Annotated in this window: 20 protein-coding genes; 18 read left to right on the plus strand and 2 right to left on the minus strand. The window is 47.3% G+C overall.

Annotated elements, in window-relative coordinates; genetic code table 11:
* Nucleotides 1-36: 36 nt before the first annotated feature.
* The gene (locus HMPREF1152_RS06185; RefSeq protein WP_009644327.1) at nt 37-639 is read right to left on the minus strand and encodes a hypothetical protein; all 603 of its coding nucleotides are present in this window, start codon (nt 637-639) and stop codon (nt 37-39) included.
* 155 nt (nt 640-794) lie between these two features.
* Between HMPREF1152_RS06185 and fba the strand changes: the two genes are divergently transcribed.
* From fba to HMPREF1152_RS06260, 15 genes are all read left to right on the plus strand, one after another.
* Complete coding sequence (gene fba, locus HMPREF1152_RS06190) at nt 795-1,736, plus strand: class II fructose-1,6-bisphosphate aldolase (protein WP_009644244.1); 942 nt, start codon at nt 795-797, stop codon at nt 1,734-1,736.
* Nucleotides 1,737-1,867: 131 nt separating this feature from the next.
* On the plus strand, nt 1,868-3,244 hold the full coding sequence (gene larC / locus HMPREF1152_RS06195) for a nickel pincer cofactor biosynthesis protein LarC (RefSeq protein ID WP_009644318.1): 1,377 nt from the start codon (nt 1,868-1,870) through the stop codon (nt 3,242-3,244).
* The gene (locus tag HMPREF1152_RS06200) at nt 3,244-3,948 is read left to right on the plus strand and encodes an HAD family hydrolase (RefSeq protein ID WP_009644343.1); all 705 of its coding nucleotides are present in this window, start codon (nt 3,244-3,246) and stop codon (nt 3,946-3,948) included. The genes larC and HMPREF1152_RS06200 overlap by 1 nt, the downstream gene beginning before the upstream one ends.
* Nucleotides 3,949-4,057: 109 nt before the next feature.
* On the plus strand, nt 4,058-4,540 hold the full coding sequence (locus HMPREF1152_RS06205) for a zinc-ribbon domain-containing protein (RefSeq protein ID WP_178978435.1): 483 nt from the start codon (nt 4,058-4,060) through the stop codon (nt 4,538-4,540).
* Nucleotides 4,541-4,590: 50 nt separating this feature from the next.
* A complete protein-coding gene (locus HMPREF1152_RS06210) occupies nt 4,591-5,598 on the plus strand; it encodes a serine O-acetyltransferase (RefSeq protein ID WP_009644355.1) in 1,008 nt (335 codons plus the stop codon).
* 15 nt (nt 5,599-5,613) lie between these two features.
* Entirely contained in the window at nt 5,614-8,259 is a 2,646-nt protein-coding gene (locus HMPREF1152_RS06215; protein WP_009644245.1) for a translation factor GTPase family protein, read from the plus strand.
* 22 nt (nt 8,260-8,281) lie between these two features.
* Nucleotides 8,282-9,106, plus strand: a complete 825-nt coding sequence (locus HMPREF1152_RS06220) for a deoxyribonuclease IV (RefSeq protein ID WP_009644285.1) — start codon at nt 8,282-8,284, stop codon at nt 9,104-9,106.
* Nucleotides 9,103-10,089, plus strand: coding sequence for a 50S ribosomal protein L11 methyltransferase (prmA, locus tag HMPREF1152_RS06225; protein ID WP_009644252.1), 987 nt, complete (start codon nt 9,103-9,105; stop codon nt 10,087-10,089). The genes HMPREF1152_RS06220 and prmA overlap by 4 nt, the downstream gene beginning before the upstream one ends.
* Before the next feature lie 18 nt (nt 10,090-10,107).
* Complete coding sequence (gene metA / locus HMPREF1152_RS06230; protein ID WP_009644238.1) at nt 10,108-12,372, plus strand: homoserine O-acetyltransferase MetA; 2,265 nt, start codon at nt 10,108-10,110, stop codon at nt 12,370-12,372.
* Nucleotides 12,373-12,622: 250 nt separating this feature from the next.
* Complete coding sequence (locus HMPREF1152_RS06235) at nt 12,623-14,215, plus strand: DUF438 domain-containing protein (RefSeq protein WP_009644265.1); 1,593 nt, start codon at nt 12,623-12,625, stop codon at nt 14,213-14,215.
* 99 nt (nt 14,216-14,314) lie between these two features.
* Entirely contained in the window at nt 14,315-14,953 is a 639-nt protein-coding gene (locus tag HMPREF1152_RS06240) for a C40 family peptidase (protein WP_207634900.1), read from the plus strand.
* 563 nt (nt 14,954-15,516) lie between these two features.
* Nucleotides 15,517-17,688: an anaerobic ribonucleoside-triphosphate reductase gene (nrdD, locus tag HMPREF1152_RS06245; RefSeq protein WP_009644284.1), complete on the plus strand. Its 2,172-nt coding sequence runs from the start codon at nt 15,517-15,519 to the stop codon at nt 17,686-17,688.
* Between the two features lie 27 nt (nt 17,689-17,715).
* Nucleotides 17,716-18,465, plus strand: a complete 750-nt coding sequence (locus HMPREF1152_RS06250) for a M48 family metallopeptidase (RefSeq protein ID WP_083844340.1) — start codon at nt 17,716-17,718, stop codon at nt 18,463-18,465.
* Nucleotides 18,466-18,575: 110 nt separating this feature from the next.
* Nucleotides 18,576-19,097, plus strand: coding sequence for an anaerobic ribonucleoside-triphosphate reductase activating protein (gene nrdG / locus HMPREF1152_RS06255; RefSeq protein ID WP_009644273.1), 522 nt, complete (start codon nt 18,576-18,578; stop codon nt 19,095-19,097).
* Nucleotides 19,098-19,118: 21 nt separating this feature from the next.
* On the plus strand, nt 19,119-20,690 hold the full coding sequence (locus HMPREF1152_RS06260) for a phospholipase D-like domain-containing protein (RefSeq protein ID WP_009644239.1): 1,572 nt from the start codon (nt 19,119-19,121) through the stop codon (nt 20,688-20,690).
* Between the two features lie 144 nt (nt 20,691-20,834).
* Here HMPREF1152_RS06260 and pepT read toward each other — a convergent pair whose 3' ends face one another.
* Nucleotides 20,835-22,046 carry a peptidase T gene (gene pepT, locus HMPREF1152_RS06265; protein ID WP_009644296.1) on the minus strand — a complete coding sequence of 404 codons (1,212 nt, stop codon included), beginning with the start codon at nt 22,044-22,046 and terminating at the stop codon, nt 20,835-20,837.
* 325 nt (nt 22,047-22,371) lie between these two features.
* On the opposite strand from pepT, the gene HMPREF1152_RS06270 reads away from it, so the two are divergent.
* From HMPREF1152_RS06270 to HMPREF1152_RS06280, 3 genes are all read left to right on the plus strand, one after another.
* Nucleotides 22,372-23,289 (plus strand): YitT family protein, encoded by a 918-nt coding sequence (locus HMPREF1152_RS06270; RefSeq protein ID WP_009644360.1) that lies wholly within the window; start codon nt 22,372-22,374, stop codon nt 23,287-23,289.
* Between the two features lie 9 nt (nt 23,290-23,298).
* On the plus strand, nt 23,299-23,982 hold the full coding sequence (locus HMPREF1152_RS06275; protein ID WP_009644290.1) for a helix-turn-helix transcriptional regulator: 684 nt from the start codon (nt 23,299-23,301) through the stop codon (nt 23,980-23,982).
* A gap of 345 nt (nt 23,983-24,327) precedes the next feature.
* Nucleotides 24,328-25,998, plus strand: coding sequence for a formate--tetrahydrofolate ligase (locus HMPREF1152_RS06280; protein ID WP_009644230.1), 1,671 nt, complete (start codon nt 24,328-24,330; stop codon nt 25,996-25,998).
* Nucleotides 25,999-26,162: the final 164 nt, after the last annotated feature.

Below are 26,162 nucleotides of genomic sequence, written 5' to 3' on the forward strand. Positions count from 1 at the left end.
TGCCCCATACATTTGTATTTGTGTATTTGATGTTATTTATGCTTCGGTGCCGGGAGTTTCGTTCTGAACGGATGCATCAGGAGCTTCCGTCTTAACCTCGTAATCAACATCTACAACAGTTTCAGCGTTAGCGGTTGCAGTACTTTCAGTTGCAGCAGACGCTTCTGCGGTCTCAGCAGTTTCCGTAGTCTTTGCTGCGGCAGCCTTCTTGAGGTCTGCAACCGCGCCGAAATCAAGGTTGCTCTCAACACTGCTCTCGAACTCGCTCTCGCCCTGAAGCTTTCTGAGCTGAGTGATTGATACACCGCAGAGAATCCATGTAATGATGCCGAGCACAAGTCCGAGGAATGCAAGCACTAATGTAACAATGGCAGATATGATTAAAAGGACAAAGCCTGTCGACTTTTTGCTACTTTTGATGAGCAGGATAATCGCACCTATCATAACAGCGATTGATACGACTATAAGCGCGATGAAAGTGAATCTCTGCGTGTTATAGGCCGCCATGTAGTTGCCTGAATACGATCCTGTAATAAGTGTTCTGTTAGTAATTCTAATTACAGCAAAGGCGATAATCGTAGCAATGATTAGTATAGTATCGAGAAGGATACCTTTTTTAGCAATACTCTGTTCTGTCATACCGAATCCTTTCTTGAATAAAAAATTTTCAAGTCATTCTATCATATTTTAGTTTGCTGTACTAGTTTTTAATACTAAATTCGTATGTTATAATATTAAACAACTATATTGTCTACGGATGTTAGGTATGAGATCCGGAGAAAGGAAGGTCAGCAATGGCTCTAGTAACTACTACAGAAATGTTTAAGAAGGCATATGATGGAGGCTATGCTATCGGAGCTTTCAATGTCAATAATATGGAAATCGTTCAGGGAATCACTGAGGCTTGCAGGGAGGAAAATGCTCCTGTAATCCTGCAGGTATCAAAGGGGGCGCGCGCTTATGCCAGCCACACCTACCTGATGAAGCTGGTTGAGGCAGCAGTTCTGGATTGCCCGGACATCCCGATTGCTCTGCACCTCGATCACGGTCCTGATTTTGAGACTTGTAAGTCTTGCATAGACGGCGGTTTTACTTCGGTTATGATTGATGCTTCTTCGAAGCCTTTTGAGGAGAACATAGAGATTACCAAGCAGGTTGTAGATTATGCTCACCAGTACGGCGTTGTAGTTGAAGCAGAGCTCGGCACTCTGGCTGGCATAGAGGATGACGTAAATGTTGCGTCTGAGGATTCGTCGTATACACGCCCTGAAGAGGTTGAGGAATTTGTACGCAGAACCGGCTGTGATTCGCTTGCAATTGCAATCGGAACCAGTCACGGCGCTTTCAAATTCAAACCGGGTACTAAGCCACAGCTTCGCTTTGATGTTCTTCACGAATGCGAGAAGAAGCTGCCGGGATTCCCGATAGTGCTTCATGGAGCGTCCTCTGTTCCTCAGGAATTCGTCCGGATGGTTAACACATATGGTGGAGCTATGAAGGATGCGCTTGGCGTTCCGGAGGATCAACTCAGAGAGGCTGCACGCTCCGCAGTGTGCAAAATCAACATCGATTCGGATCTCAGGTTGGCGATGACGGGTTCCGTTAGAAAGCATCTGGTGGAGTTCCCATCGGAGTTCGATCCCAGACAGTATTTAAAGCCGGCTAGGGCTAATATCAAGGAGCTGGTGAGACATAAGCTCGTAGATGTTCTCGGCTGTGCGGGAAAGGCACTGTAATTTGAGCAAAACTTTAATGTAGCGAGATTTAGAGCATTGCGCCCGGCGTAATGCTCTATTATTATAGAGGTAGACATTTTTGTTGCATTAAATTAAATATATAATATTCAATATAACATCAAGAGGTATACATGAAGACACTTTATTTTGATTGCGCGAATGGCATCAGCGGCAATATGACTATCGGAGCACTTCTAGAAGTGTGTGATGGAGAACAGTACCTGAGGACAGAGCTCGATAAGCTCGGGGTCCGAGGATATGATCTCAAGGTTGTTAAGCGTGATTCATATGGGATAAACGGCACTTATGTGGAGGTGCTCAAGACAGGCACCAACACTCCTGTCGATGCACTACCGGATGAGATGATGGGAATGAGACCGCATGATCGCAGTCAGGTGTATCATGACCATGACCATGAGCATCCTCACATTCATGAACACGAAGAACGTTATGAACATCACCGCCATTCGCATGATCACGAACATCACCATGACCACATTCATGATCACGGACATCACCACGAACACGAGCACAGGACGTATGGTGATATAAGGCTGATAATCGAACAGAGCGGTATCACGGATGGAGCTAAGCAGCTTGCAAATTCCATGTTCCACAAGGTTGCTGCTGCGGAGGCAACGGTGCATGGCAGGCCTATAGATGAAGTGCATTTCCACGAGGTCGGCGCTCTCGATTCCATTGTGGATATCATAAGCGTCGCTATTCTGATGGACTACATTCAGCCTGACCATGTGATTTCCAGTGTCGTTTCAGATGGTCACGGTACTATCAGATGTGCACACGGTGTGCTGAGCGTTCCTGTGCCGGCAACATCTGCAATCTACAAAAGTGAGCAGGTTAGGTTTAAGCAGATTGATATTCCTACCGAGCTTGTTACTCCGACTGGTGCGGCAATTATCTCCACCTTTGCGGAGCAATACGGGCTGATGCCGGAGATGAATATTTCAGAAATCGGAGTCGGTGTCGGCAGCCGTGAAACAGGTGGTCCTAACACGCTCAGAGTCATCCTCGGCGAGGTGATGGAAGCCGGCGGCGCAGCACATAAAAACGACATAATGGTCATAAATTCCAACATCGATGATTCGACCGGTGAAGAGCTCGGGTATGTGATGGAGAAGCTCATGAGTGCAGGGGCTCTCGACGTGTCGTATGCGCCCATTTTTATGAAGAAGAACAGACCGGCGTACAGGCTGGAGGTCATATGCAGGACCGCGGACAGGTCCGGGCTCTCTGAAATAATATTCGAGGAGACTACAACCATAGGCATCAGATACTATCCGGTGCAGCGTGAAGAGCTCGTGAGATCAAAGGTTGCTGTTAATACAGAACTTGGACCAATTGAGGCCAAGAAGGTGTGCACAGCAGGTGGCTGCGAGTACACATATCCGGAGTATGAGAGCATGAGAGAGAAGGCTGCAGAGCTCGGCGTCTCGATGAAGTCGGTGCGTGCAGCGTTTGAGAAGGGCTTAGGGAAGTTAGGGAAATAATGTATAAGGCTGCAATTTTTGACATGGACGGAACCATCTTGGATACTATCGCTGACTTAAAGGACAGCATTAATCACGCACTTGAGGTCAACGGTCATCGGTGTGATTATACTGCTGCCGATACCTGTAGATTTTTTGGAAGCGGTGTCAGGGTAGCTGTGGCCAGGGCTCTCGCAGCTGAAGCAGGACTTACAGCTTCAGAGATTGACGCTATAGGGGCGGAAGCAACATATCAAGGTGACGAGTCAGAACTGGCAAATGTCATTGCTTCCTTTGAAGCGTGGTATCCGGCGCACTGTGATATCCGGACGAAGCCGTTTGATGGTATATCGACTGCGGTCAGGCGGCTTCAGATTGCCGGAATTAGCACTGCTGTCGTATCTAACAAGATGCATGAGGCGGCAGTGATATTAGCTGAGAGATATTTCCCGGGAGAGTTCGAATTCGTGCAGGGAGTGGATGACAGAATCAGGCGCAAACCAAATCCGGATGCGACGCTCAGGATACTTGAACTGATGGGGCTCTCACGGGATGATGCGGTCTATATCGGTGACACAGAAGTGGATATAGAGACAGCACAAAATGCCGGAATACCTTGTATAAGCGTAGACTGGGGCTTTAGAAACAGGGATTTTCTGGAACAGGCAGGCGCAGAACATATTTGCTCTGATATGGATGAGCTGGTAGCTGCGATATTAGGATAGCGTTGCAGCTCGGAGCAGCAGGCTGCCGCTTCATGAGGCGTGAGTCTGCTGCTGAATCATTAAAAGCAGGAAGAGCTATAGGCATATAATGGAGGAAATCGTGGGAGCTATGAAGGTACAATGTAGTGGAGAGTGCATCCTCGTCATCAACAGGAAGACTCGGAAGGTGAGCGCCTTTAGCTTCGTTGGCGATTATATGGTTGCATTTGATGTGCAAGGCGTGCCGATCGATGGGGCTAGGATTAATTCCAATCAGCAGCTATATACCGTGCTGTATTATGAGAAGCTTCATATGATAGCCCTTGTTGTCAAGAGACCGTCACCATGTGCTATAGTACTGGTGTTTCGCAGCGGTGCGGATTACGACGATGTACTTTCACTATTGCGGCAGACGGCTGAAAGCGTGCGATTTAGCAGACAGAATTTCAAGATATCAAGCTATGCCGACAGGATAGCGGAGAAGCTCATGGACGGAGTGGAACTGGCAATCATGGATGTGGTCGATAAGTCCGAGGTTGAAGCCTGTCCGGTGTGTGGAATGGAGGTTCAGCCGGGTGCCATGTACTGTATGGATTGCGGCGCGGAGCTGTAGCGAATATTTGAGAATGTATTGATGCAAAGTCATCTAGAGAGGAGTACGAAGTGGACAGAGATTTGATGATGCAAGAGCCTTGCCAGAGCGTCGACAAGAGAAGCTTTGAGGACATTAATAAGGATATGAGCGAATTGGCTGAGCAGCTTCTAGAGGACTATAAGCTGAATCGTGATATCGATACGATCAGGATGTCTGAAATTCCGGATCAGAGAGCGATTAAAGAAATCCTCCGTGAGCTGATGATGGTCTTGCTTCCCGGGTATTATCGTGAGCAATCGTATCGTACATATAGTGTTGAGAAGAAAATCTCGGTGATTCTCGAGGATGTGATGTACATGATGAGCAAGCAGATTGAGAAGGCGCTGATATACAATCCGGAGTTCGAGGATGCTTGTATTGCTGTTAGGCAGGATGAAGCCAAGCAGATTGTGATGAGCTTTTTTAGGCAGATTCCTAAGGTTAGAGCGTATCTAAATACAGATATAATCGCCACGTTTGAGGGTGATCCGGCCGCAAATAGCAAGGACGAGATAGTGCTCGCTTATCCCGGGCTGTACGCAACGGCAATTTACAGGCTGGCTCATGAGCTACACGAGCTGGACGTACCGCTGATTCCTAGAATTATGACGGAGTATGCTCACAGAAAAACCGGCGTAGATATCCATCCCGGTGCGACTATCGGAAAGTATTTCTGTATGGATCACGCGACGGGGGTTGTAATCGGGTCCACTTCGATAATCGGAGAGCACGTCAAGGTATATCAGGGCGTTACAATCGGTGCGCTATCCACTAAGGAAGGCCAGAAGCTGCACGGTACCAAGAGGCATCCAACTATCGAGGACCACGTAACGCTGTATTCAGGAGCTTCGGTTCTCGGCGGCAAGACGGTAATCGGAGAAGGGGCGGTTGTAGGCGGAAATGCTTTTGTAACCAGATCTGTGGATCCGCACACGACTGTAACAATTAAGACGCTTGAAATGATGTATGACAAGCAGACACACATGGCCGGCGAGGAGAAGGAACGCAAGCAGGATGAGTGGTTCTACATCATCTAGAACAGGGGAGGGAGCATGAGCAAGCAGCTGACAATTGGAATATTGGCTCACGTGGATGCGGGCAAGACAACGCTCAGCGAGGCTATGCTTTATTCCGCCGGTGCAATAAGGAAGCTGGGACGAGTCGACAAGGGCGACTCGTTCTTAGATAATCACGAAATAGAGAAGAACAGGGGCATTACCGTTTTTTCCAAGCAGGCAGGACTAAATTGGAAGGACGTGAATATCACCATACTTGACACTCCGGGACACGACGATTTTTCGGCTGAGATGGAGCGAGCTCTGGATGTCATTGATTATGCGTTACTTGTGGTAAGCGGTGTAGACGGACCGCAGAGTCACACGGAGACAGTGTGGAGACTGCTTCGCGCGCGAGAGATTCCGACCTTTGTGTTCATCAACAAGATGGATCTCGCAATCGCGGATAGAGGTGAGCAGATAAAACGCCTGTTTGATACCCTCGGCGAAGGCTTTGTTGATTTCAGCCCATCTCCCGAAGATGAGGGCTTCATAGATGAGGTAACTCTGTATGCGCCGGAGCTTGCGGATTATTACCTTGAGAATATGGAACTGTCAGAGCAAAGCATCAAGGACGCAATCAGAGCATGCAGTATATACCCATGCTTGTTCGGTTCGGCTCTGCATCAGGACGGGGTAGATAGACTGCTCGATTCAATAGCTGGATATGCATACGGATATTCGGAACTCCACACGGATTCCTCGGAGGATGCAGCTGAACCGGGGGCATTTGTATATAAGATAGCGAGGGATCAGCGGGACGAGAGACTATCCTTTGTGAAGGTGATTACCGGAACGCTTCATGTCAAGGACAGTGTATCAGTCATAACTGATAGCGGAGAACCGATAACTGAAAAGATCAATCAGATAAGGATTTATTCAGGGCAGAAATACTTACCGGTGCAATCTGCTTCGGCAGGACAAATCTGTGCTGTAACAGGTATCAGCTCATCAAAGGCAGGCACGGGCATCGGCTCGCTGGCAGCTCAAGATATGAGCGATGGCGTGATTGAACCGTTTCTCACTTACAGGATAATCCCGGCAGATGATATAGATCAAAACAGGTTTGTTGCGGATATGCTTCAGCTTGAAGAGGAGGATCCTAAGCTGCACATAGATAGTGCTAATTCTGTTAGAGGCGTCAACATTCGTCTGATGGGAGATGTGCAGCAGGAGATATTGCAGGCTCAGATAATGAGCAGGTTCGGATATGAAGTCCGCTTTGAGTCGGGCGGTATCATCTACAAGGAGACGATCTGCAGTGCAGTTGAGGGGGTCGGACATTTTGAGCCACTCAGGCATTACGCTGAGGTTCATTTGATTATGCGCCCCGGTGAACGTGGCAGCGGAATCGTTACTGATAGTATGGTGTCGGAGGATGAGCTTAGCAGAAGCTGGCAGAACCTCATCCTGTCACATCTGGATGAGAGAAGCTTTAGAGGTGCACTGATCGGTGCACCTGTTACAGATATACATATAACTCTTGCTGCAGGTCGTGCCCATGTCAAACATACCGAGGGTGGTGACTTCAGACAGGCGACGTACAGGGCTGTGAGAAATGGATTGCTGCTGGCGGAAAGCCGGATACTTGAGCCATGGTTTGAATTTGAGATTAAGCTGCCCGGTGCAAATATAGGCATGGCTATGACAGATATCAAGAACGGTGCGGGTTCATTCGGTGAACCGCAGGTAGATGGTGAACTGTCAATTCTAAAGGGCAGAGCTCCGGCAGTCGTGCTTCTGGATTATCAGCGCAAGCTGACATCGTATACCGGCGGAAGGGGGCACATCAGCTGCGTTCTCGCAGGCTATGATACCTGTCACAATCAGGATGAAATCATCAAACAGATTGCCTACGATCCGGATCATGATGAGCTTGAGACAGGTGACTCGGTATTCTGCTGCCGCGGCGCAGGTCGTATCATCAGATGGGACCAAGTGAAGGAGCACATGCATATTCCAGCAATGCTCAGGGATATTGATGCGGAGAACTGTTCGGGGCAAAGCTCCGATGTGAGAGCCGGGACCATGTCGGCCGGACGTAAGCTGGCGAGCGAAGCGGAGCTGCTCGCGATTTTTGAAAGAACTTACGGAAGTATCGACAAGGACAAGGGCAAGAAGTGCAAGGCGAAGCCCTCTGAATCCGAATACCGGGCGATGGAGGAACGCAAGCAATCGCTTCACAGACTCGATAGAGTTGCTTCGCCGGATACGCATTTTGTGGTCGACGGGTACAACCTGATCAATGCCGAGCCACACATGAAGGAGCTTGCACACACGGATATCGGTGCTGCACGCGAGCATCTTGTAAATATCCTTGCCAATTATCGCGGCTATCTCGGCTGCAGGATGACTGTTGTATTCGACGCATATCGTGTACCTTACAGCGAGGTGCGCTCGCACACGGAAAATGGGACGGAGGTCATCTATACCAAAGAGAATGAGACTGCCGATGCGTATATAGCTGAGTTCACCAAGGAGCTTGGCAAGAGTGAAAGTGTAACGGTTGTGTCATCTGACGCACTGGTGCAGGAGATGTCACTTGGCCACGGGGCGCTCAGAATATCGTCTCGAGAGTTTATAATGGATATCGAAATCGCGATTAAGGAGATTAGAGAATTTCTAGCAGATAATAAGAGCTGATAACAGGAAAGAGGGAATAGGGATGGAGAAATATTTAGGCTGTCATCTGTCTTCATCAGATGGATTTGAGGCTATGGGTAAGGCGGCGTTATCGATTGGTGCAAATACTTTTGCTTTCTTTACCAGAAATCCTCGCGGCGGCAAGGCAAAGTCCATCGATGAGGCGGATATTCAAGCGTTAATCAAGCTGATGGAGGATAATAAATTCGGAAAGCTCGTGGCACATGCTCCATATACATTTAATCCGTGCTCGGCGAAGGAAAGCGTCAGAGAATTTGCACGCACTTGCATGGCTGATGATTTGAAGCGTATGGAATATCTGCCGGGAAATTACTATAATTTTCATCCTGGAAGTCATGTTGGACAGGGTGTAGAGGCCGGTGTTCAGATGATTGTGGACACTCTTAACGAGGTCATGTGGGAGGATCAGCAAACGGTGATTCTTCTTGAGACTATGGCCGGTAAGGGTAGTGAAGTGGGCAGAAAATTTGAAGAATTACGTGCGATTATCGACGGAGTTGAGCTCAAGTATAAGCTTGGCGTGTGCCTGGACACCTGCCATGTCAGCGATGCCGGCTACAATGTCAAATATGATTTTGCGGGAGTGCTTGACGAGTTTGATAGAATCATAGGTATGGATAGGCTGAAGGCGTTGCATATCAATGACAGCAAGAACCCGACGGGAGCCGCGAAGGACAGACACGAGAAGATTGGCGAGGGAGAAATAGGGCTTGAGGCGATGCTGACCGTAGTGAATAATCCCCATGTGATAGGGCTCCCATGCATACTTGAAACACCGCAGGACAGCCTGGCCGGCTATGCAGCGGAGATCGAGAAATTGAGATGAAATATTACGAGATAACAATTATGGTGTCAGCGTTCGGAATCGAACCGACGCTCGCTGCGCTTATATGCGAGGGTGTTGATACAGCAGAGGTAAATGATCCGCTTGACGCGGCTTTCATGAGCGACATGCTCGGCGAGACGGACTATCTTGCGCCGGAGGATTTCGATAAGGAATCCGGCAAGGAGCCGAGCATTGTAGTGTATGCACCGGCTGACAGCGAGGATGCGAGTAAAGAGGTGTTTACTTCCGTCAAGAGGGCAGTAGCTGCTGTGTGCACCAATGCTTCCAACGGTGTGTACGGCGAAGGGGTGGACCTGGGCAGCTTGGATATCATAGCAGAGGTCCGCGATGATGACGAATGGAAAGACAGGTGGAAGGAGTTTATAAGGCCGGCCGGTATTGGCAATGACTTTGTAGTTGCACCTCCATGGATGGATATGAACGAGTATGCTGACGAGTTCAAGCAGAGCCGTGAGGTGATTAGCATCAACCCCGGGATGGCGTTTGGAACCGGTCTGCATGAGACGACTTCACTTTCAGCTGACCTGCTTTTGGCATATACAGAGAAAGGCGCTAGGGTCATCGATGTCGGCTGCGGTACCGGCATATTGTCTATCATTGCCAGCAGACTCGGGGCTAGCGATGTGCTGGGGATAGATATAGATAAAGACGCTGTAGCGGCGGCAAACGAAAACCTGGAGCTTAACGATGTTCGGAATGTGACGATTAAGCAGGGCGATTTGACGGAAGGCTTGGACTACAAGGCTGACATAGTCGTAGCCAACCTTCTTACCAATCTCGTTATTCGCCTCACTGCAGACGTCCGTAAACATCTCAATGATGGAGGAATCTACATCATGTCGGGCATCCTCATCTCGCAGGAGGAGAAGGTGCTGGAGAAGCTAAGGGCAAACGGATTTAAATGCTTAGAGATTGCTGAACAGGGCGAATGGTGCGGCATCGCTGCTCAGCTGAAGAAATAGGGACAGGAGGAGATTTCAATGCCGATTAAGGTACCTAATAATTTGCCGGCGATAGAGACGCTGACCAATGAAAACGTGTTCGTAATGACTGATACTAGAGCTATGACGCAGGATGTGCGTCCTCTGCACATACTGCTCCTCAACTTGATGCCTACCAAGGTCGATACTGAGACGCAGATAACCCGCATGCTCAGTAATACGCCGTTACAGCTGGAGCTGGAGCTGTTGCAGACGGCAACCCACAAGCCTCATGTCACATCGCAGGAGCATATGCTTGCTTTTTACAAGACGTTTAACGACATCAGAAACGAATACTACGACGGAATGATTATCACGGGCGCGCCTATCGAGCTGCTCGAGTTTGAAGAGGTCGATTATTGGGACGAGCTCTGCGAGATAATGGAGTGGTCCAAGACTCACGTCCACAGCACCTTCCACATCTGCTGGGGTGCGCAGGCAGGTCTTTACTACCACTACGGCATCCGGAAGCACAAGCTTCCGCAGAAGCTGTCCGGAGTGTTCAAGCATACGCTCAAGACCAAACGCAGCATGCTGTTCCGCGGTTTTGATGACGAGTTTTATGTACCTCAGTCCAGAAACACTACAGTAAACGCAGAGGATATCGAGAACACGCCCGGTATCTCAATCCTTTCCACGTCCGAAGCTGCGGGAGTGTTCTGCGTGAAGTCCGACAACGATAGGCAGATTTTCGTTACTGGCCACACAGAGTATGATTGGAATACGCTACTCAAGGAGTACGTGAGGGACAAGGATGCCGGTCTCAACCCGGAGAAGCCCGCAAATTACTTCCCGGGCGATGACGATACCAAGACGCCGATCGTCCGCTGGAGGTCTTCCGGCAGCCTGCTGTTCTCCAACTGGCTGAACTACTTTGTATATCAATCGACGCCTTACGATATCAAGCTGATTCACAATGAGGATCTGGCTCCGGTGCTGCGCAATAGGTCGGAGCTCACGGTTGCAAAATTCGGAGGATCTTCACTGGCAACTGCAGAGCGTATCAGGAACGCAGCTGAGATAGTTCGTCAAAACAAAGCTCGCAAATACGTTGTTGTATCAGCTCCCGGGGTTCACGGCGGGGAGAAGGTCAAGGTTACGGATCTGCTGATCTCAGCGCATGAGGGGCAGTCCGGATTTGCGGACAAGGTGGAGCTGGCTAGAACAAGATTCAAGACATTGGCGCTTGAATTGGATTCCCAAATTAATATAGATGAAATCTTCGACAATATAATAGAAACGTATGAGAGCAATGGTAGAAGACGAGATTATCTGATTAGCCGAGGCGAATTTCTCTCTGCGCAGCTTATGGCAGAGCAGCTAGGCTACGAGTTCGTAGATGCGGCAGACGTGATATTGTTTGACGAGTCGGGTGAGCTTCTGACAGATGAGACGAGACAGAATTTACAGGCCCTTATCAAGTCGCATGATAGAATTGTATTACCCGGCTTCTATGGCAGCGATAAGACCGGTAAGATCGTGACATTCTCGCGGGGCGGCTCAGATATCACCGGTTCAATTGTTGCGGCGGCGGCCAAGGCTGACCTCTATGAGAACTGGACCGACGTGCCCGGGCTGCTGATGGCGGATCCAAGGATTGTTAAGCATCCGCTCAGCGTACCTGTAATAGTATACAAGGAATTGAGAGAGCTTGCGCTTCGAGGTGCTGAGGTATTGCACGAGGATGCTGTAAGGCCGGTAAGTCAATGCGGAATTCCTATAAGCATCAAGAGCTCTCTTGAACCGGATAAGCCGGGAACTCTGATTGTCAAGAATGTTGATTCGTATGAAAATGTCCTCGAGATTTCCAGCATCACAGGCAAAAAGGGATATACATCGATTCTAATCGAACGAGAAAAGCTCAACGATGACCCGCGGTACAGAGAACGAATTCAGCACATATTAGAAGAATTCAGCATAGCTGTTGAGGGCGAGCAGCTCGGACTCGACTCATTTTCGATCATCGTTGAGTCCGAAAGCACTGCTAACTGCGAGGATGAGCTGACAGAGAAGCTGCACGAGGCTACTGATGCTGACGAGATAACGATTTCCACGGGAATTGCTGCAATTGCAGTTGTCGGTAGAAATATCTCCGGAGAAGTCTCTGTAGCGATGAAGATATTTGAAGCTCTGTCAAATGCACATGTCAACGTCAGGTTCATCGATCACGCCCCTGAACGTATCAGCGTGCAGGTCGGAGTTTCGGAATCCGATTATCAACGGGCAATCAGGGCTATCTACAACGCCTTTGTAGTAAAATCGTAACGATACGGCAGATGCAGCATCTTGCGTGGTAACGGTGCATTATTGCGCCAGCCGGGCGAGATGCTGTGTCTGCCATTTGTATTATTTTGTGTATTTTGTAAATCTTTCAATTCTGTAACATCTGTTACGGAGATTAGAGGCGTTTAATGTATAATGTATATACAGTAAAATATTACCGGATAGATTGTAGTTCGCAGACAGGATGTCTGTGAACGGTAGAAGATAAAAATATTTCGAGAGGAGATTAGGCATGGCTGTAAAGATTTTAGACATGAAGAAGAGTGTATACGATTTGGCGACAGAGTTCCCGGAGGTAATAGATATCATGGTGACGCTTGGATTTAGGGATATATCGAATCCGGTTGCTCTAAATACAATGGGCAGGGTGATGACTATACCAAAGGGTTCGAAAATTAAGGGCATTGATATGACGTCTGTCATCGCGATGTTTGAAGACAAAGGCTTTGAGATTATCAACGCACCGGAGTCGGAGCATGCAGAGTCAACAGAAGCTGCTGTTAAATCGCGCGCAGCAAGTCAGACAGAGGCGGCTGCAAAGCCTGCAAACGCCAGCGAGCGAGAGCTTCTTCTTCGCAGCTATGTAGAGAGGCTGACTAAAGGCGAGGATCTCGAGGCAGTGCGCACTGATTTTGTAGAGAATTTTAAGGAGGTCGATGCACTGGAGATTGCAAATGCTGAGCAACACCTCATAAAGAGTGGAGTTCCTTATCAGGAGGTGCAGAAGCTGTGCGATGTACATTCTGCACTCTTCCACGGCGCAACCAAACAGGAACAGATTGCAAATGCCGAGAAGGCAGTGTCCGCATCGCAGCAAGCAGCAAAGAGGCGCATGAACGGAGCAGCTGACCGCAAGGAGGCTGAGTTCAAGGTTCAGGATTTGATTGCGGAACCGGGACATCCCCTAAATGTACTAACGCTGGAAAACGAAGGCATTGCTGAACAGATTGCTGTGATTAACCGGCTTTTCGGAGACGGAGCATCCCGTGAAGCCATTACAGCAGAGCTTGATAAGCTGCGTGCAGTTTCTATCCATTATGCCAAGAAGGGCGACATCCTCTACACTATATTAAAGAGCAGATACGATGTAACCGGACCATCCGATGTGATGTGGACGGTTGATGATGAGATAAGGGACGAGCTGCGACAAGTCGTAAATGGATCTCTTGCCGATGATGAATGGCTTGAACGATCCAAGGCGGTGGTTAAGAGAGCCGATGAGATGTTGTTTAAGGAGGCAAATATCTTATTCCCAATATGCGTTCAGTTCTTCAAGGCTGAGGAGTGGGAAGAGGTAGGACGCGATCTCAGGGAATACGATTATTGCCTGCTCAAGGATAAGCCTGTAGAGTGGGGAAAGGCATCTAAAGAGGACTATACACATAGAGCCGCTAAGAAAGGCAAGAGCGAGGCAGCTTCAAATGACGATGAAATAATTTTTGCAGGAGGCCACATGACGCCGCGTCAGATTGAGGCAGTGTTCAACACAATACCGATGGAGTTGACCTTCGTCGATCACGTAGATATGAACAGGTTCTATAACGACAACGGAGAGAAGAAGCTGTTCAAGAGGCCGATAAGCTCACTGGATCGTGAAGTATACACCTGCCATCCGCCTACGATTGAACCTATGGTTCGCAGTATTATATCCTCGTTCAAATCGGGGACGCAGGATAAGGTTGAGGTGTGGATGAACAAGGGCGGAAGCGAAGTTCTCGTCAGCTACAGGGCGGTTCGCGACGCGGAAGGTGCATACGTGGGAACGCTGGAATGTGTACAGATTATGGACGACATCAAGGAGCACTATAAGGAACAGAACAAATAGAAATCTCTATACAATCTACACATGCATAGGTGAAGTTTTTGAGATAATAACCCTTAATAAGAGATGAATATATTGAATTAAGGGGAAGATTATCGTATGATGTCTAAGCTCAGACTAGCTTTCAAGAATATCAAGACAATAGTCGTTACCGAAGTTTTGCTTATGATAGTGATGGTAACGACGGTTGTCGTTAAGGCTGGTTCTATCAATGAGCTGTTGCCGGACAGACCTCTCGCTAGGATTTCTGTCAAGACAGTTAGCACGAGGCAGTCTGATGTAGCGACTTATGCCAGGTCTAATATCGATGCTGTTGAAGCTGAGAAGGCGGCAAAGGCGGCAGACGATAAGAGAAATGAGATAATCACCTATGCCAGACAGTTCATAGGCAGACCATATGTATTAGGCGGTCAGAGTTTGACTAAGGGTAGTGACTGTGCCTCGTTCATAACCCTTATATACAGGAATTTCGGTTACAACTGGCCGATGGGATCTGTTAGCACTCTTTACGATAACTGCGGCGGCAGAGAGGTCTCAGCAGATGATATGAAGCCGGGTGATATCATATTCTTTGGTAGAGGCGGCAAGAAGCTGCATGTCGCTATTTACGCCGGCGATGGTCGTATCATTCACGCTATGGACCGAGCTCATGGTGTCTGCGAGATAAACCTCTATAGACCGGGAACCAAGCTTACATACAGCGGCAGATCCATATTATCTATACGGAGAATTATTGGATAACCGCGTTACTCACATTCGTTGTTGAGTTTATGGGTGTGCATTATATTGACGAAGCTGATGAGATTAAATAAGTCCTCTGCAAGTCGGTACCGTAGGTGCGCCGCGTGTGCAGAGGGCTTAATTTTTTCAGCTTACGGCACCGAATTTCCGGCCTCATATTAATCTCAAGGTATACTTCACCAAGCGATTTTCAGCAGCTATTCCTGATATGCAATCCTGTATATAGCCTTGAAGTCTTCTTTAATACAGTACTTTAGCACATCCCCATGTGATGGCCGCCAATATCTTGTGTCGGCATGTAAATATATAAAACAAAAAATATATAAAATTTTTAGCGCTGTTTTCATAAATACTAGCACAGAAGTCTTGAAACATCTGCTTTTCAGACTTGAGATTGTGCCCAATAATATAGTGTAAAACTGATTGACTAATCCCCATTATATGGGATATAATGTCAAGGCGGCAAACAAGATATAGTGTTTCCGCCGAATGTGGAATTATTAAATTTAAAAGAAATAGCTGGCATAAATCAATATGTTTGGGTATTCGGTTAAGGAGAAGCAATGAATGTTATCAAGAGAAATGGCTCGGAAGTAATCTTTGACAAGGTAAAGATAGAGAACGCTATTATTAAGGCGAATAATTCTGTTGAAGAGGCTGTTAGACTCACACCTGTGCAGATTAAGAGAATAACTGACAGTGTAATCATCTCTTGCGAGGATCTCGGACGTTCACCGGCGGTAGAAGAGATTCAGGATATGGTCGAGGAGCATATCATGCAGCATGGTGCGTATGAGGTGGCTAAGGCATATATCACATATAGATATACCAGATCTCTCGTTCGCCAATCCAACACCACAGACGACAAAATTCTGTCCCTCATTGAGCTTAACAATGAGGAGGCTAAGCAGGAAAATTCCAACAAGAATCCTATCATCAACTCCACTCAGAGAGATTATATGGCGGGAGAGGTAAGCAAGGATTTGACGAAGAGAATTCTTCTTCCGGAGGAGATTTCCGCTGCTCACGATGCCGGAATAATTCACTTCCATGATTCTGATTACTTTGCTCAGAAGGAACACAACTGTGATCTCATCGATCTGGAGGATATGCTGCAGAACGGAACGGTAATCAGCGAGACTCTTATTGAGAAGCCTCACAGCTTCTATACAGCTTGCAATATCACTACACAGATTATCGCTCAGGTTGCTTCCAACCAGTATGGTGGACAGTCCTTCTCACTAGCGCATCTCGCTCCATTTGTTGACGTGAGCAGACAGAAAATTCATGCAAAGGTAGAGAAGGAGTTCAAGGATGCCGGTATTACTACAACCGGAGAAGCTCTCAGTACAGTGGTTGAGGATAGACTTAGAGACGAGATCAAGAGTGGGATCCAGACTATTCAGTACCAACTTATCACTCTGATGACATGTAATGGGCAGGCTCCGTTTGTGACTATGTTCATGTATCTCGAGGAGGCTCCCGAAGGCAGAACACGAGACGACCTAGCTATGTGTATCGAAGAGGTCCTCAAGCAGAGGATGCAGGGAGTTAAGAACGAGAAGGGCGTATGGATTACACCGGCATTCCCTAAGCTCATCTATGTGCTTGATGAAGACAATATCAGCGAGGATGCACCTTACTGGTATTTGACAGAGGTTGCTGCAGAATGTACGGCTAAGAGACTTGTTCCTGACTACATCTCCGCTAAGGTCATGAGGGAGCTCAAGAAGGGCAGCGTCTACACCTGCATGGGCTGCAGATCGTTCCTGACAGTGGAAGAGAGCCAGAAGAATCCGGATGGCAGCTACAAGTTCTACGGTAGATTTAATCAGGGTGTTGTAACGATTAACCTTGTCGACGCAGCTTGTTCATCATATGGCAATATGGATAAGTTCTGGGAGATCCTGGATGACAGACTGGAGCTGTGTCATCGTGCATTGAGGCTCCGTCACGAGAGACTTCTCGGAACACCTTCGGATGTTGCCCCTATCCTTTGGCAGTATGGGGCAATTGCCAGACTCAAGAAGGGTGAGACAATCGACAAACTGCTGTACAATGGATATTCGACAATTTCACTCGGGTACGCCGGGCTCTGCGAGATGTGTTACCGCATGGTAGGCAAGAGCCACACAACTGAAGAGGGAAGAGAGTTTGCACTCAAGGTTATGCAGAGGCTCAACGACAAGTGCGCTGAGTGGAAGGCTGCCGAGAACATCAGCTACTCTGTATACGGAACTCCGATGGAATCTACAACTTACAAGTTTGCAAAGGCTCTGCAGAGAAGATTTGGAGTTATTCCTCACGTTACAGACAAGAACTACATTACCAACAGCTACCATGTTCATGTTGAGGAGGAGATTGATGCGTTCAAGAAGCTCAAATTCGAATCGGATTTTCAGAAGCTGTCGCCGGGTGGAGCTATCAGCTATGTCGAGGTTCCCAATATGCAGAACAACATCCCTGCGGTGCTCGACGTCATGAAGTACATCTACGAGAATATCATGTACGCTGAGCTCAACACTAAGAGCGATTACTGCGAGGAGTGCGGCTACAGCGGTGAGATTGAGATTGTTGAGGATGATGAGGGTAAGCTCGTATGGGAGTGCCCTAACTGTGGGAACCGCAACCAGGACAAGATGTCTGTGGCTAGAAGAACCTGCGGATATATCGGAACACAGTTCTGGAATCAGGGACGAACACAGGAGATCAAGGACAGAGTCCTTCACCTGTAGGATGTGCCCTGCGGTAGATAATAAATAATGGCGAGGAGACGATTCTTGAAAGGCAAGGTGCACGAGGAAACTCATACTGTACGCGTGGCAGGTGTGGCTATGGTCTATACGCTTGAACGCAAAAGTGTGAGAAATATTAATCTGCGGATTAGACCTGATGCTTCGATATACGTCTCAGCGCCTCATAGAGTGCCCTTAGCCGAGATTGAGCGATTTATAATCAGCAAGGGTTCTTTTATTATGGATGCGCTAGAGCGGATTCAGAGCTCACATGCGGAGCGAAGCCTGTACGATGATGGAGAGTATGCCTATTATCTGGGGGAAAAGCTCACAGTCAGACTATCCATGGGTCCCGAAACGCACATCAAGAGGGAAGGCGATTACCTGTTCCTGCAAATACCTGACCCGGAGAACGTCAGTGCTCGAATAGATGTGGTGAAGCGGTGGTATGCCGGGGAAGCCGAGCAGATATTTATGAATGTCGTACGAGAGGTATATGAAGAATTCAGATGTACATATCACGTACCGTTCCCGCATGTGACTATAAGGCAGATGAAATCAAGGTGGGGATCATGCAGACCTGCATTGGGCAAGATTACGCTCAACCTTCTGCTGGTAACGGCACCGTATGATGAACTGAGGTATGTGGTAGTGCACGAATTTGCACATTTTATAGAGCCAAACCACTCGCAGGACTTTTGGAGAATAGTTGCCGGATTTGAGCCGGAATACAAATTGCGGAGGCAGCAGCTCAGGAGCCTGCCCACTAAATGGTAACTCGCGATAATACATAAAATTCCTTAATGTAACAAATAGAACTTAAATTAGTTTAACTAATGCGATATAATCGTAGGAGCAGGAGTTCAGAGACTGGAAAGAGCTTGGATATGAATTACGGAGAAATCAAGGATTGCGATGTAGCCAATGGCGTAGGTGTTAGAATCAGCTTGTTTGTGTCGGGCTGTACCAACAGATGCCCCGGGTGTTTCCAACCGCAGACATGGGACTTCAACTATGGACAGGAGTTCACCAGGAAGACCGAGGACAAGATAATTGAGATGATGCGGCCCGGCTATATAAACGGACTTACGGTGCTCGGCGGAGAACCGTTTGAACCGGGGAATCAGCAGGTGCTGATGCCTTTTTTGCGGAGAGTTAAGGCGTCTTATCCGGACAAGACGATTTGGGCGTTCACGGGTTTTGTACTGGAAGATCTCATGAAGGAGGGAGCTCACTGCCATACCGACGTAACAGAGGAGATGCTCGGCATGCTCGATGTGCTTATCGATGGCAGGTTTGAGCAGGGGCTAAAAAATATCCAGCTGAGGTTTAGAGGCTCTGAAAATCAAAGGCTTATAGATATGAACAAGACAAGAGAAGCAGGAAAGATTGTACTCTGGGATGAATAGAGTTAGCAGGGGGAGAGCTAGATGAGTGTTTCCGGGACATTCGCAACATATGAAAAGAAGGAACAGGTTAAAAACAGCATCGGGAGGCTGATGCTTGCGGTAATTGCGATTGCAGCTGAGGTTCTCCTCATTACAACGCTGATTTTTACATTGAATGAAAAATACACTATTTTAGCTGCACTTTCCCGTGTCCTCGCGTTGGTTGTCGTTATCGGCATATCGACAAAATCTACGAGCGCGTCAGTTAAGCTGCCTTGGGTTGTGATGATTCTGCTCAACCCGATTATCGGTGTGACTGTATATTTGATGGTAGGTCTGGGCGGTTCGACGAGGAGGATGAGAGCTAGGTTTCTCAAGGTTGATAACGAGCTTTTTCCTTTACTTCATGATGACGAACAGATAATCGATGAAATCGCAGAGAGCGATCTTGGAATAGCCAACATATTCCGATACGTTTCTAACAATGCATTTTTCCCTGTCTATAATGATTCCAATATCGAATTTTACAGCGAGGCAAGGGTGGCGCTTGATGCGCAGAAGGAAGCCATGCGCAAGGCGGAACACTTCATATTCCTTGAGTATCACGCTATAGAGGACTCGGCTGCATTTGCAGGCGTTAAGGAAATTCTGGCTGAGCGGGCGTCAGAGGGGGTTGAAGTTCGTGTTATCTACGATGATGTCGGGAGTATTGGGTTCATAGACAGCAGTTTTATCAAGCGACTTGAGGCTCTGGGTATCAGATGCAGGGTGTTTAATCCTGTTGTTCCTATTGCCAATGTATTTCTCAACAACCGCGATCATCGCAAGATATGTATAGTGGATGGTAAGGTCGGATTTACAGGCGGATACAACCTGGCCAACGAGTACTTCAATTTGACCAGACCTTACGGTGATTGGAAGGACTCCGGTGTTAAGCTCGAAGGCAATGCCGTGCACAACCTGACGATGATGTTCCTCGAGATTTGGAATGCAACAAAGACTCAAGGTCTCAAGGATGCGAGCTATGAGTGTTATATGCCGGATATCAAGCTCGACCGCAATGAGCCGGGATGCTGCATTCAGCCATACGGTGATACGCCGTTGGATCACGAGCATGTGGGGGAAAACGTATACCTCAGCATAATCAACAACGCTGACAGATATGTGTGGTTTACGACTCCGTATCTGATCATTTCAGATGAGATGAACAGAGCTCTTACACTGGCAGCTGCTCGCGGTGTCGACGTGCGAATTGTCACGCCGGGGATCCCTGACAAACGTGCGGCTTATGCCGTTACCAGATCTCATTATATGAGACTTGCCCGAGATGGTGTCAAGATATACGAATACGTGCCGGGATTCTGCCATGCCAAGCAGTGTGTAGCGGATGACGAAATTGCGACATGCGGGACAATTAATCTGGATTATCGCAGCCTGTACCATCACTTTGAAAATGGTGTGGTGATGTACAACTGCCGGGCGGTGCGGGATATAAAGCAGGATTTCGAAACTGTGTTCGGGAAGTGTCTTAACGTCACAGACAGGTATATGGAAGGCAAGATTTCCATCAATATATTTAGGCAGGTGTTGAGGCTGTTTTCAGTGCTGATGTAGTAAAAATACGTGCATGCAAAAAAGGTTAGGACCGGCCTAACCTTCTCGATTTGAATACTAAGCGCAAACGGTAAGTCAGTAAATTATCGGCATTCTGAAATTTACCATTATAATATAATAAGAAGTAAATCCGATAGATTGTGCTTACTTTGCAAACTCCTTTATCAATGCGGTTATCACCTCGACACCCTTTTCCATACCTTCAATGCTGATGTGTTCATAAGGACCGTGGAATGCATGTCCGCCTGTTCCAATGTTAGGACAAGGCAGTCCCATGAAGCTGAGATTAGCGCCATCGGTGCCGCCTCGTACAGGGATTACAATCGGCTCGATTCCAGCCTTGTGGCAAGCCTTCTTGGCGTTCTCGACGGCATCAGGGCAGCTTTCGAGCACTTCAGCCATATTTCTGTACTGCTCTTTAATTTCGACTTTTACAGTTCCTTCGCCGTATCTTTCATTGAGGAATTTAGCTGCCGTCTTTATGGTGTCCTGTCTGCTGGAAAATTTAGATGCATCGTGATCTCTGATTATATAAGTGAGAGCTGCGTCGCTGACGGTTCCGCTCATAGCGGTAAGATGGTAGAAGCCCTCGTGATCCTCAGTTCTTTCCGGACGCTCGGCGGCGGGAAGGAGCGAGTCAAACTCCATGGCAACCAGTGCTGCGTTAATCATCACATCCTTGGCTGAACCGGGATGGACATTTTTTCCCTTGAAATACACCTTAGCCGTTGCAGCATTAAAAGTCTCATATTGAACTTCGCCTTCAGTAGAACCATCCAGTGTATATCCGTATTTTGCATCAAATCTCGCAACATTGAAGTGCGCAGTTCCTCTTCCTATCTCCTCATCCGGCGTAAAGGCGATTGAAATTGGTCCGTGCTCAAATTCGTTGATGTGCTCGACTACGGTCATGATCTCAGCAATTCCGGCCTTGTCATCTGCCCCGAGTACCGTGGTGCCGTCTGTAGTGATGAGAGTACGCCCCTTAAGCTCTTTGAGATGCGGGAATACGTCCGGGTCAAGAACAAGACCGCTGTCTCCTAACGGGAGAGCTTCACCATCGTAATTCTCTACAATCTGTGGATTAGCATCGTGGTCGCAGTAATCACTTACTGTATCCATGTGTGCGCAAAATCCGATAGCAGTCGCATTTTCCTTGCCCGGAGTTGCCGGAATATGCCCGTATACATAGCAATATTCGTCGCATTCAGCGTCAGCGACTCCCAGAGCCTTTAGCTCGTTAACCAACTCGTGCGCAAGTTCAAACTGGCACCGGCTGGAAGGAGATGTATCGCTGTTCTCGTCGCTAGGAGTGCGGTACGAAACGTATTTTAGCAATCTTTCATGTGCTTTCATGGATGATCCTCCTTGTGAAACCGAATATAATTATCAAATATATGCTTCATACTACCATAAAAGACACGACGTTCCAATAATCAAGAGACTAAAATAGGACATATAGGCTAAGCATAAAGTTGACAATAAGTCAATTGTTTCAATCAAAAAATGAAAACAAAAAACACGTTGATTTGTTGACAATTTCGAGGTTCTAATGGTATATTACTTTATTGTGTGCGGTTTATTTTCGTACATTTTGCACACGAATTTACTTAGAGTGTAACTGTGTTTTGACTAGCATAGAAATGATGGACGGGTGCTTATGCGCTCGGGGAGGTGTATTATGAAAGCGACATCTAAGCTGGGTTTTGAAGTTATCCAGATGATCCTTGGTAATGCGCTTAGCGCTTTTGCAATTGCTTGTTTTGCGCTTCCATACGATATGGTTGTATCAGGACTTACAGGAGTCGGACGTATGACCAATCATTATTTTGGACTCAGCGTGTCGGGAACCGTTCTGGTTATAAACGTTATCCTGTTTATCCTCGGATCATGGATACTTGGCAAAAAATTTGCAGCTTCGATTGTAATAGGAACTATTTCTTTCCCTATATTTCTGGGAATTTTCCAGAAGGCGACGATGCTTCATCATCTTGTAAATGATCCGCTGCTCGCATCTGTCTGTGCCGGGATAATCGACGGAGTTGGACTGGGTCTGATTCTCAGAGTTGGCGGTTCTACGGGGGGGATTGATGTACCTCCGATTATTTTGAATAAGAAGCTCGGAGTGAAAATTGCTCCCGTTATGTATGCTATCGACGTAGGCATATTTCTGATTCAGATTCCTGTAACCAAGACTAACGGAATCATACTCGGAATACTCTATGCACTTATATACAGCATTGTCATGAACAAAATCATCGTCATGGGGCAGGGTGGAGTACAGCTGATGATATTCAGCAAGGATATAGAGAAGATTAACGAGAAGTTGCTGCAGCTCGGCTATGGCACGACAGTTATGCATGCCACAGGCGGATACATGCAGTCACCACAGGATTTGGTGTTCTGTGTTGTCAGCAACAGAAATCTCAACAGGGTTAAGCAGGCCGCCCTGGCAATTGACAGTACGGCATTTATTACAATCAGCAACGTGAGTGAGGTGAACGGCAATGGTTTTACGACGTGGTTCAATGATGAGGAGTACGAACCTAAGGTCACTGAACGACATGAAGGAATTGAGCTCACGCAGAAAGAGGAGTGAAGGTAAGCTATGACTCAGGAAGAACGTTTGGATATACTGGCACAGGTTGCCAGTGGAATTGCTAAGGTGTTAGGAGATGACACGGAGGTCGTGCTGCACGATTTAACGAAGCGAGAAATCGTATTCATGCATAACAGCAAGATTACAGGAAGGGAGAGGAATTATAGGATTAATCCCACTGTATATGATGTTATCAGCAATTTGGCTGATGGAGAAGGGCACCTTATCGGATATGCCAGCAAGTCGGCACAGGGCAAGAAGCTTCGTGCCTCGCACTTTATGTTCATGGATGAGGATAACAACCCGGCAGCTATGATTTGCATCAATCAGGATCCATCCAGGATTCAGGAGATAATAAGCTACCTCAGTGAGTCAATTAAGATTCGCGATGTAGATGAGACAGCAGTGAATGATACATCTTATTCCCTCAACGACGAGGACTATATCCAGAATATAATGAAGGATGCGATAATCAAATCGGTCAAACAGCTTGATCCGGGCTATATCAACACTAAGGAGGGCAAGCTGATGCTCCTGCGCAAGTTCAAGTTTCAAGGGGTCTTCTCAGTGAAGGAAGCTGTTCCTTTTATCTGCGAAACCCTATCTATATCACAGGCGACATTGTACAACTACCTGCGAGAGATCAGAGATGAAGAAGGCAGAGAGCCTTACAATGAGCTCAAGCTCAGATAAAGACTAATCTGAGCAGGGAATCAGAGCAGCTCTGCTAACATATGTTATAGTAATAAGGTGTTGTTGAAAAAATATTATTTGCTTGCAGATACCCGGTTAACCGCTCAGCATCGCAGCAATAAACTTATTGATGAAATGGGCGAGTGACCTTGTCTGCTCGCTCTTTTTGAGTACCTAAATATAACAAGCAGGCTGCAGCAGGGGAACGCATGTAATAAATAAAATATTTAAATAAGTTGAATTTATTAAATTATTTTATGATGCATGTACATATTGTTTGCTTATACGTACATGCGTATAATGATGTTGTATGCTTGTGGTACATAGTTTTTTGTGGAGGATATCATGAAGACAGATGTTCAAATTGCTCAGGAAGCGCATATGCTTCCAATCACTGAAGTTGCTAAAGCTCTCGATATACCGGGCGATGAGCTGGAGCAATATGGAAAATACAAGGCTAAGCTATCTTACTCCTACATAAAGGAGAATATGAATAGAGAGAACGGCAAGCTTGTGCTCGTTACCGCTATTAACCCAACCCCTGCCGGAGAAGGCAAAACGACAACTAATGTTGGATTATCGATGGCACTCAGCAAGCTGGGCAAGAAGACAATCACGACTCTTCGTGAACCGTCACTAGGTCCTTGCTTCGGTATCAAGGGCGGCGCTGCAGGCGGCGGTTACTCACAGGTAGTTCCAATGGACGATATCAACCTTCATTTCACAGGTGATTTTCACGCTATAACCTCAGCTCACAATCTGCTGGCAGCACTGCTTGATAACCATATTCATCAGGGTAACAAGCTTGGAATCGTAACTAAGAAGATTGTATGGAAGCGCGTTGTAGATATGAATGACCGTGCACTTCGTAACATCGTAATCGGTCTTGGCGGTAAGGCTGATGGCGTGACTCGTGAGGACGGATTTGATATTACAGTTGCTTCTGAAATTATGGCGATCCTATGCCTTGCAACTGACCTGGAGGATCTTAAGGAGAGACTGTCCAAGATGGTAGTTGCCTATAACTACGATGGCGAGGCCGTAACTGCCGGTGATCTGGAGGCAACCGGGGCAATGGCTCTGCTGCTCAAGGATGCGATCAAGCCTAATCTGGTGCAGACGCTCGATAACACACCGGCATTCATCCATGGCGGACCGTTTGCTAACATAGCTCATGGCTGCAACTCCGTAGTTGCGACGCAGACAGCGCTCAAGCTGGGTGACTACGTAATAACTGAGGCAGGCTTTGGGGCGGACCTTGGTGCTGAAAAATTCTTTGACATAAAGTGCAGATATGCCGGCTTAAAACCGGATTGTGTCGTAATAGTGGCTACAGTTCGTGCACTTAAAATGAATGGCGGAGTGTCTAAGGATAATCTCTCGGAGGAAAATCAGGAGGCTCTCAAGGCCGGTTCATCTAACCTGATCAGACATATAGAAAATGTCGCAAAATTTGGTGTACCATCGGTGGTAGCCATCAACAGATTTCCTACAGACACCGAGGCTGAGTTGGAGCTGCTGGATAAGATCTGCGAGGAATACGGCGTGAAAGTGGTCCTTTCGGAGGTGTTCGCAAAGGGCTCTGCCGGCGGTATGGAGCTTGCCGAGGAAGTCATTAGGATTTGCGAGGAAGGAACAGCAGATTTTAAGCCTCTATATGACCTCGACATGACTATTGAGGAGAAGATGGAAAAAATCGCCAAGGAAATCTACAGAGCTGATGGCGTCGACTTTACAGCAGCAGCTCAGAAGCAGATTAATGAGCTTAACAAGCTTGGATACGACAAGTTCCCAATCTGTGTTGCCAAGACTCAGTATTCCTTTTCTGACGATGCCAAGCTGCTGGGTGCTCCCACCGGATTCAGGATCACAGTTAGAGAGCTCCGAGTATCCGCCGGAGCGGGCTTTATCGTGGCTCTGACAGGTTCAATTATGACTATGCCGGGACTTCCTAAGGTGCCTGCTGCTAACGGCATGGATATCAAGTCAGACGGTACTATCATCGGATTGTCTTAAGGTCTCAGGATGCTATATCGGCAGATAGGTGTTAGAGACCCGGAACGGCCGGTCAAATGAGAGCTGTATAAATTAGAATATTTTAACTGAAGCTCTCTGATGATATAATCAAGTGTAGACGTTTATAACCATTATTTATATATTACTTATATTTGAAAGGAGAC

Origin of the sequence: Mogibacterium sp. CM50 (genome assembly GCF_000293155.1) — a bacterium.
Taxonomy (GTDB): Bacteria; Bacillota; Clostridia; order Peptostreptococcales; family Anaerovoracaceae; genus Mogibacterium; species Mogibacterium timidum.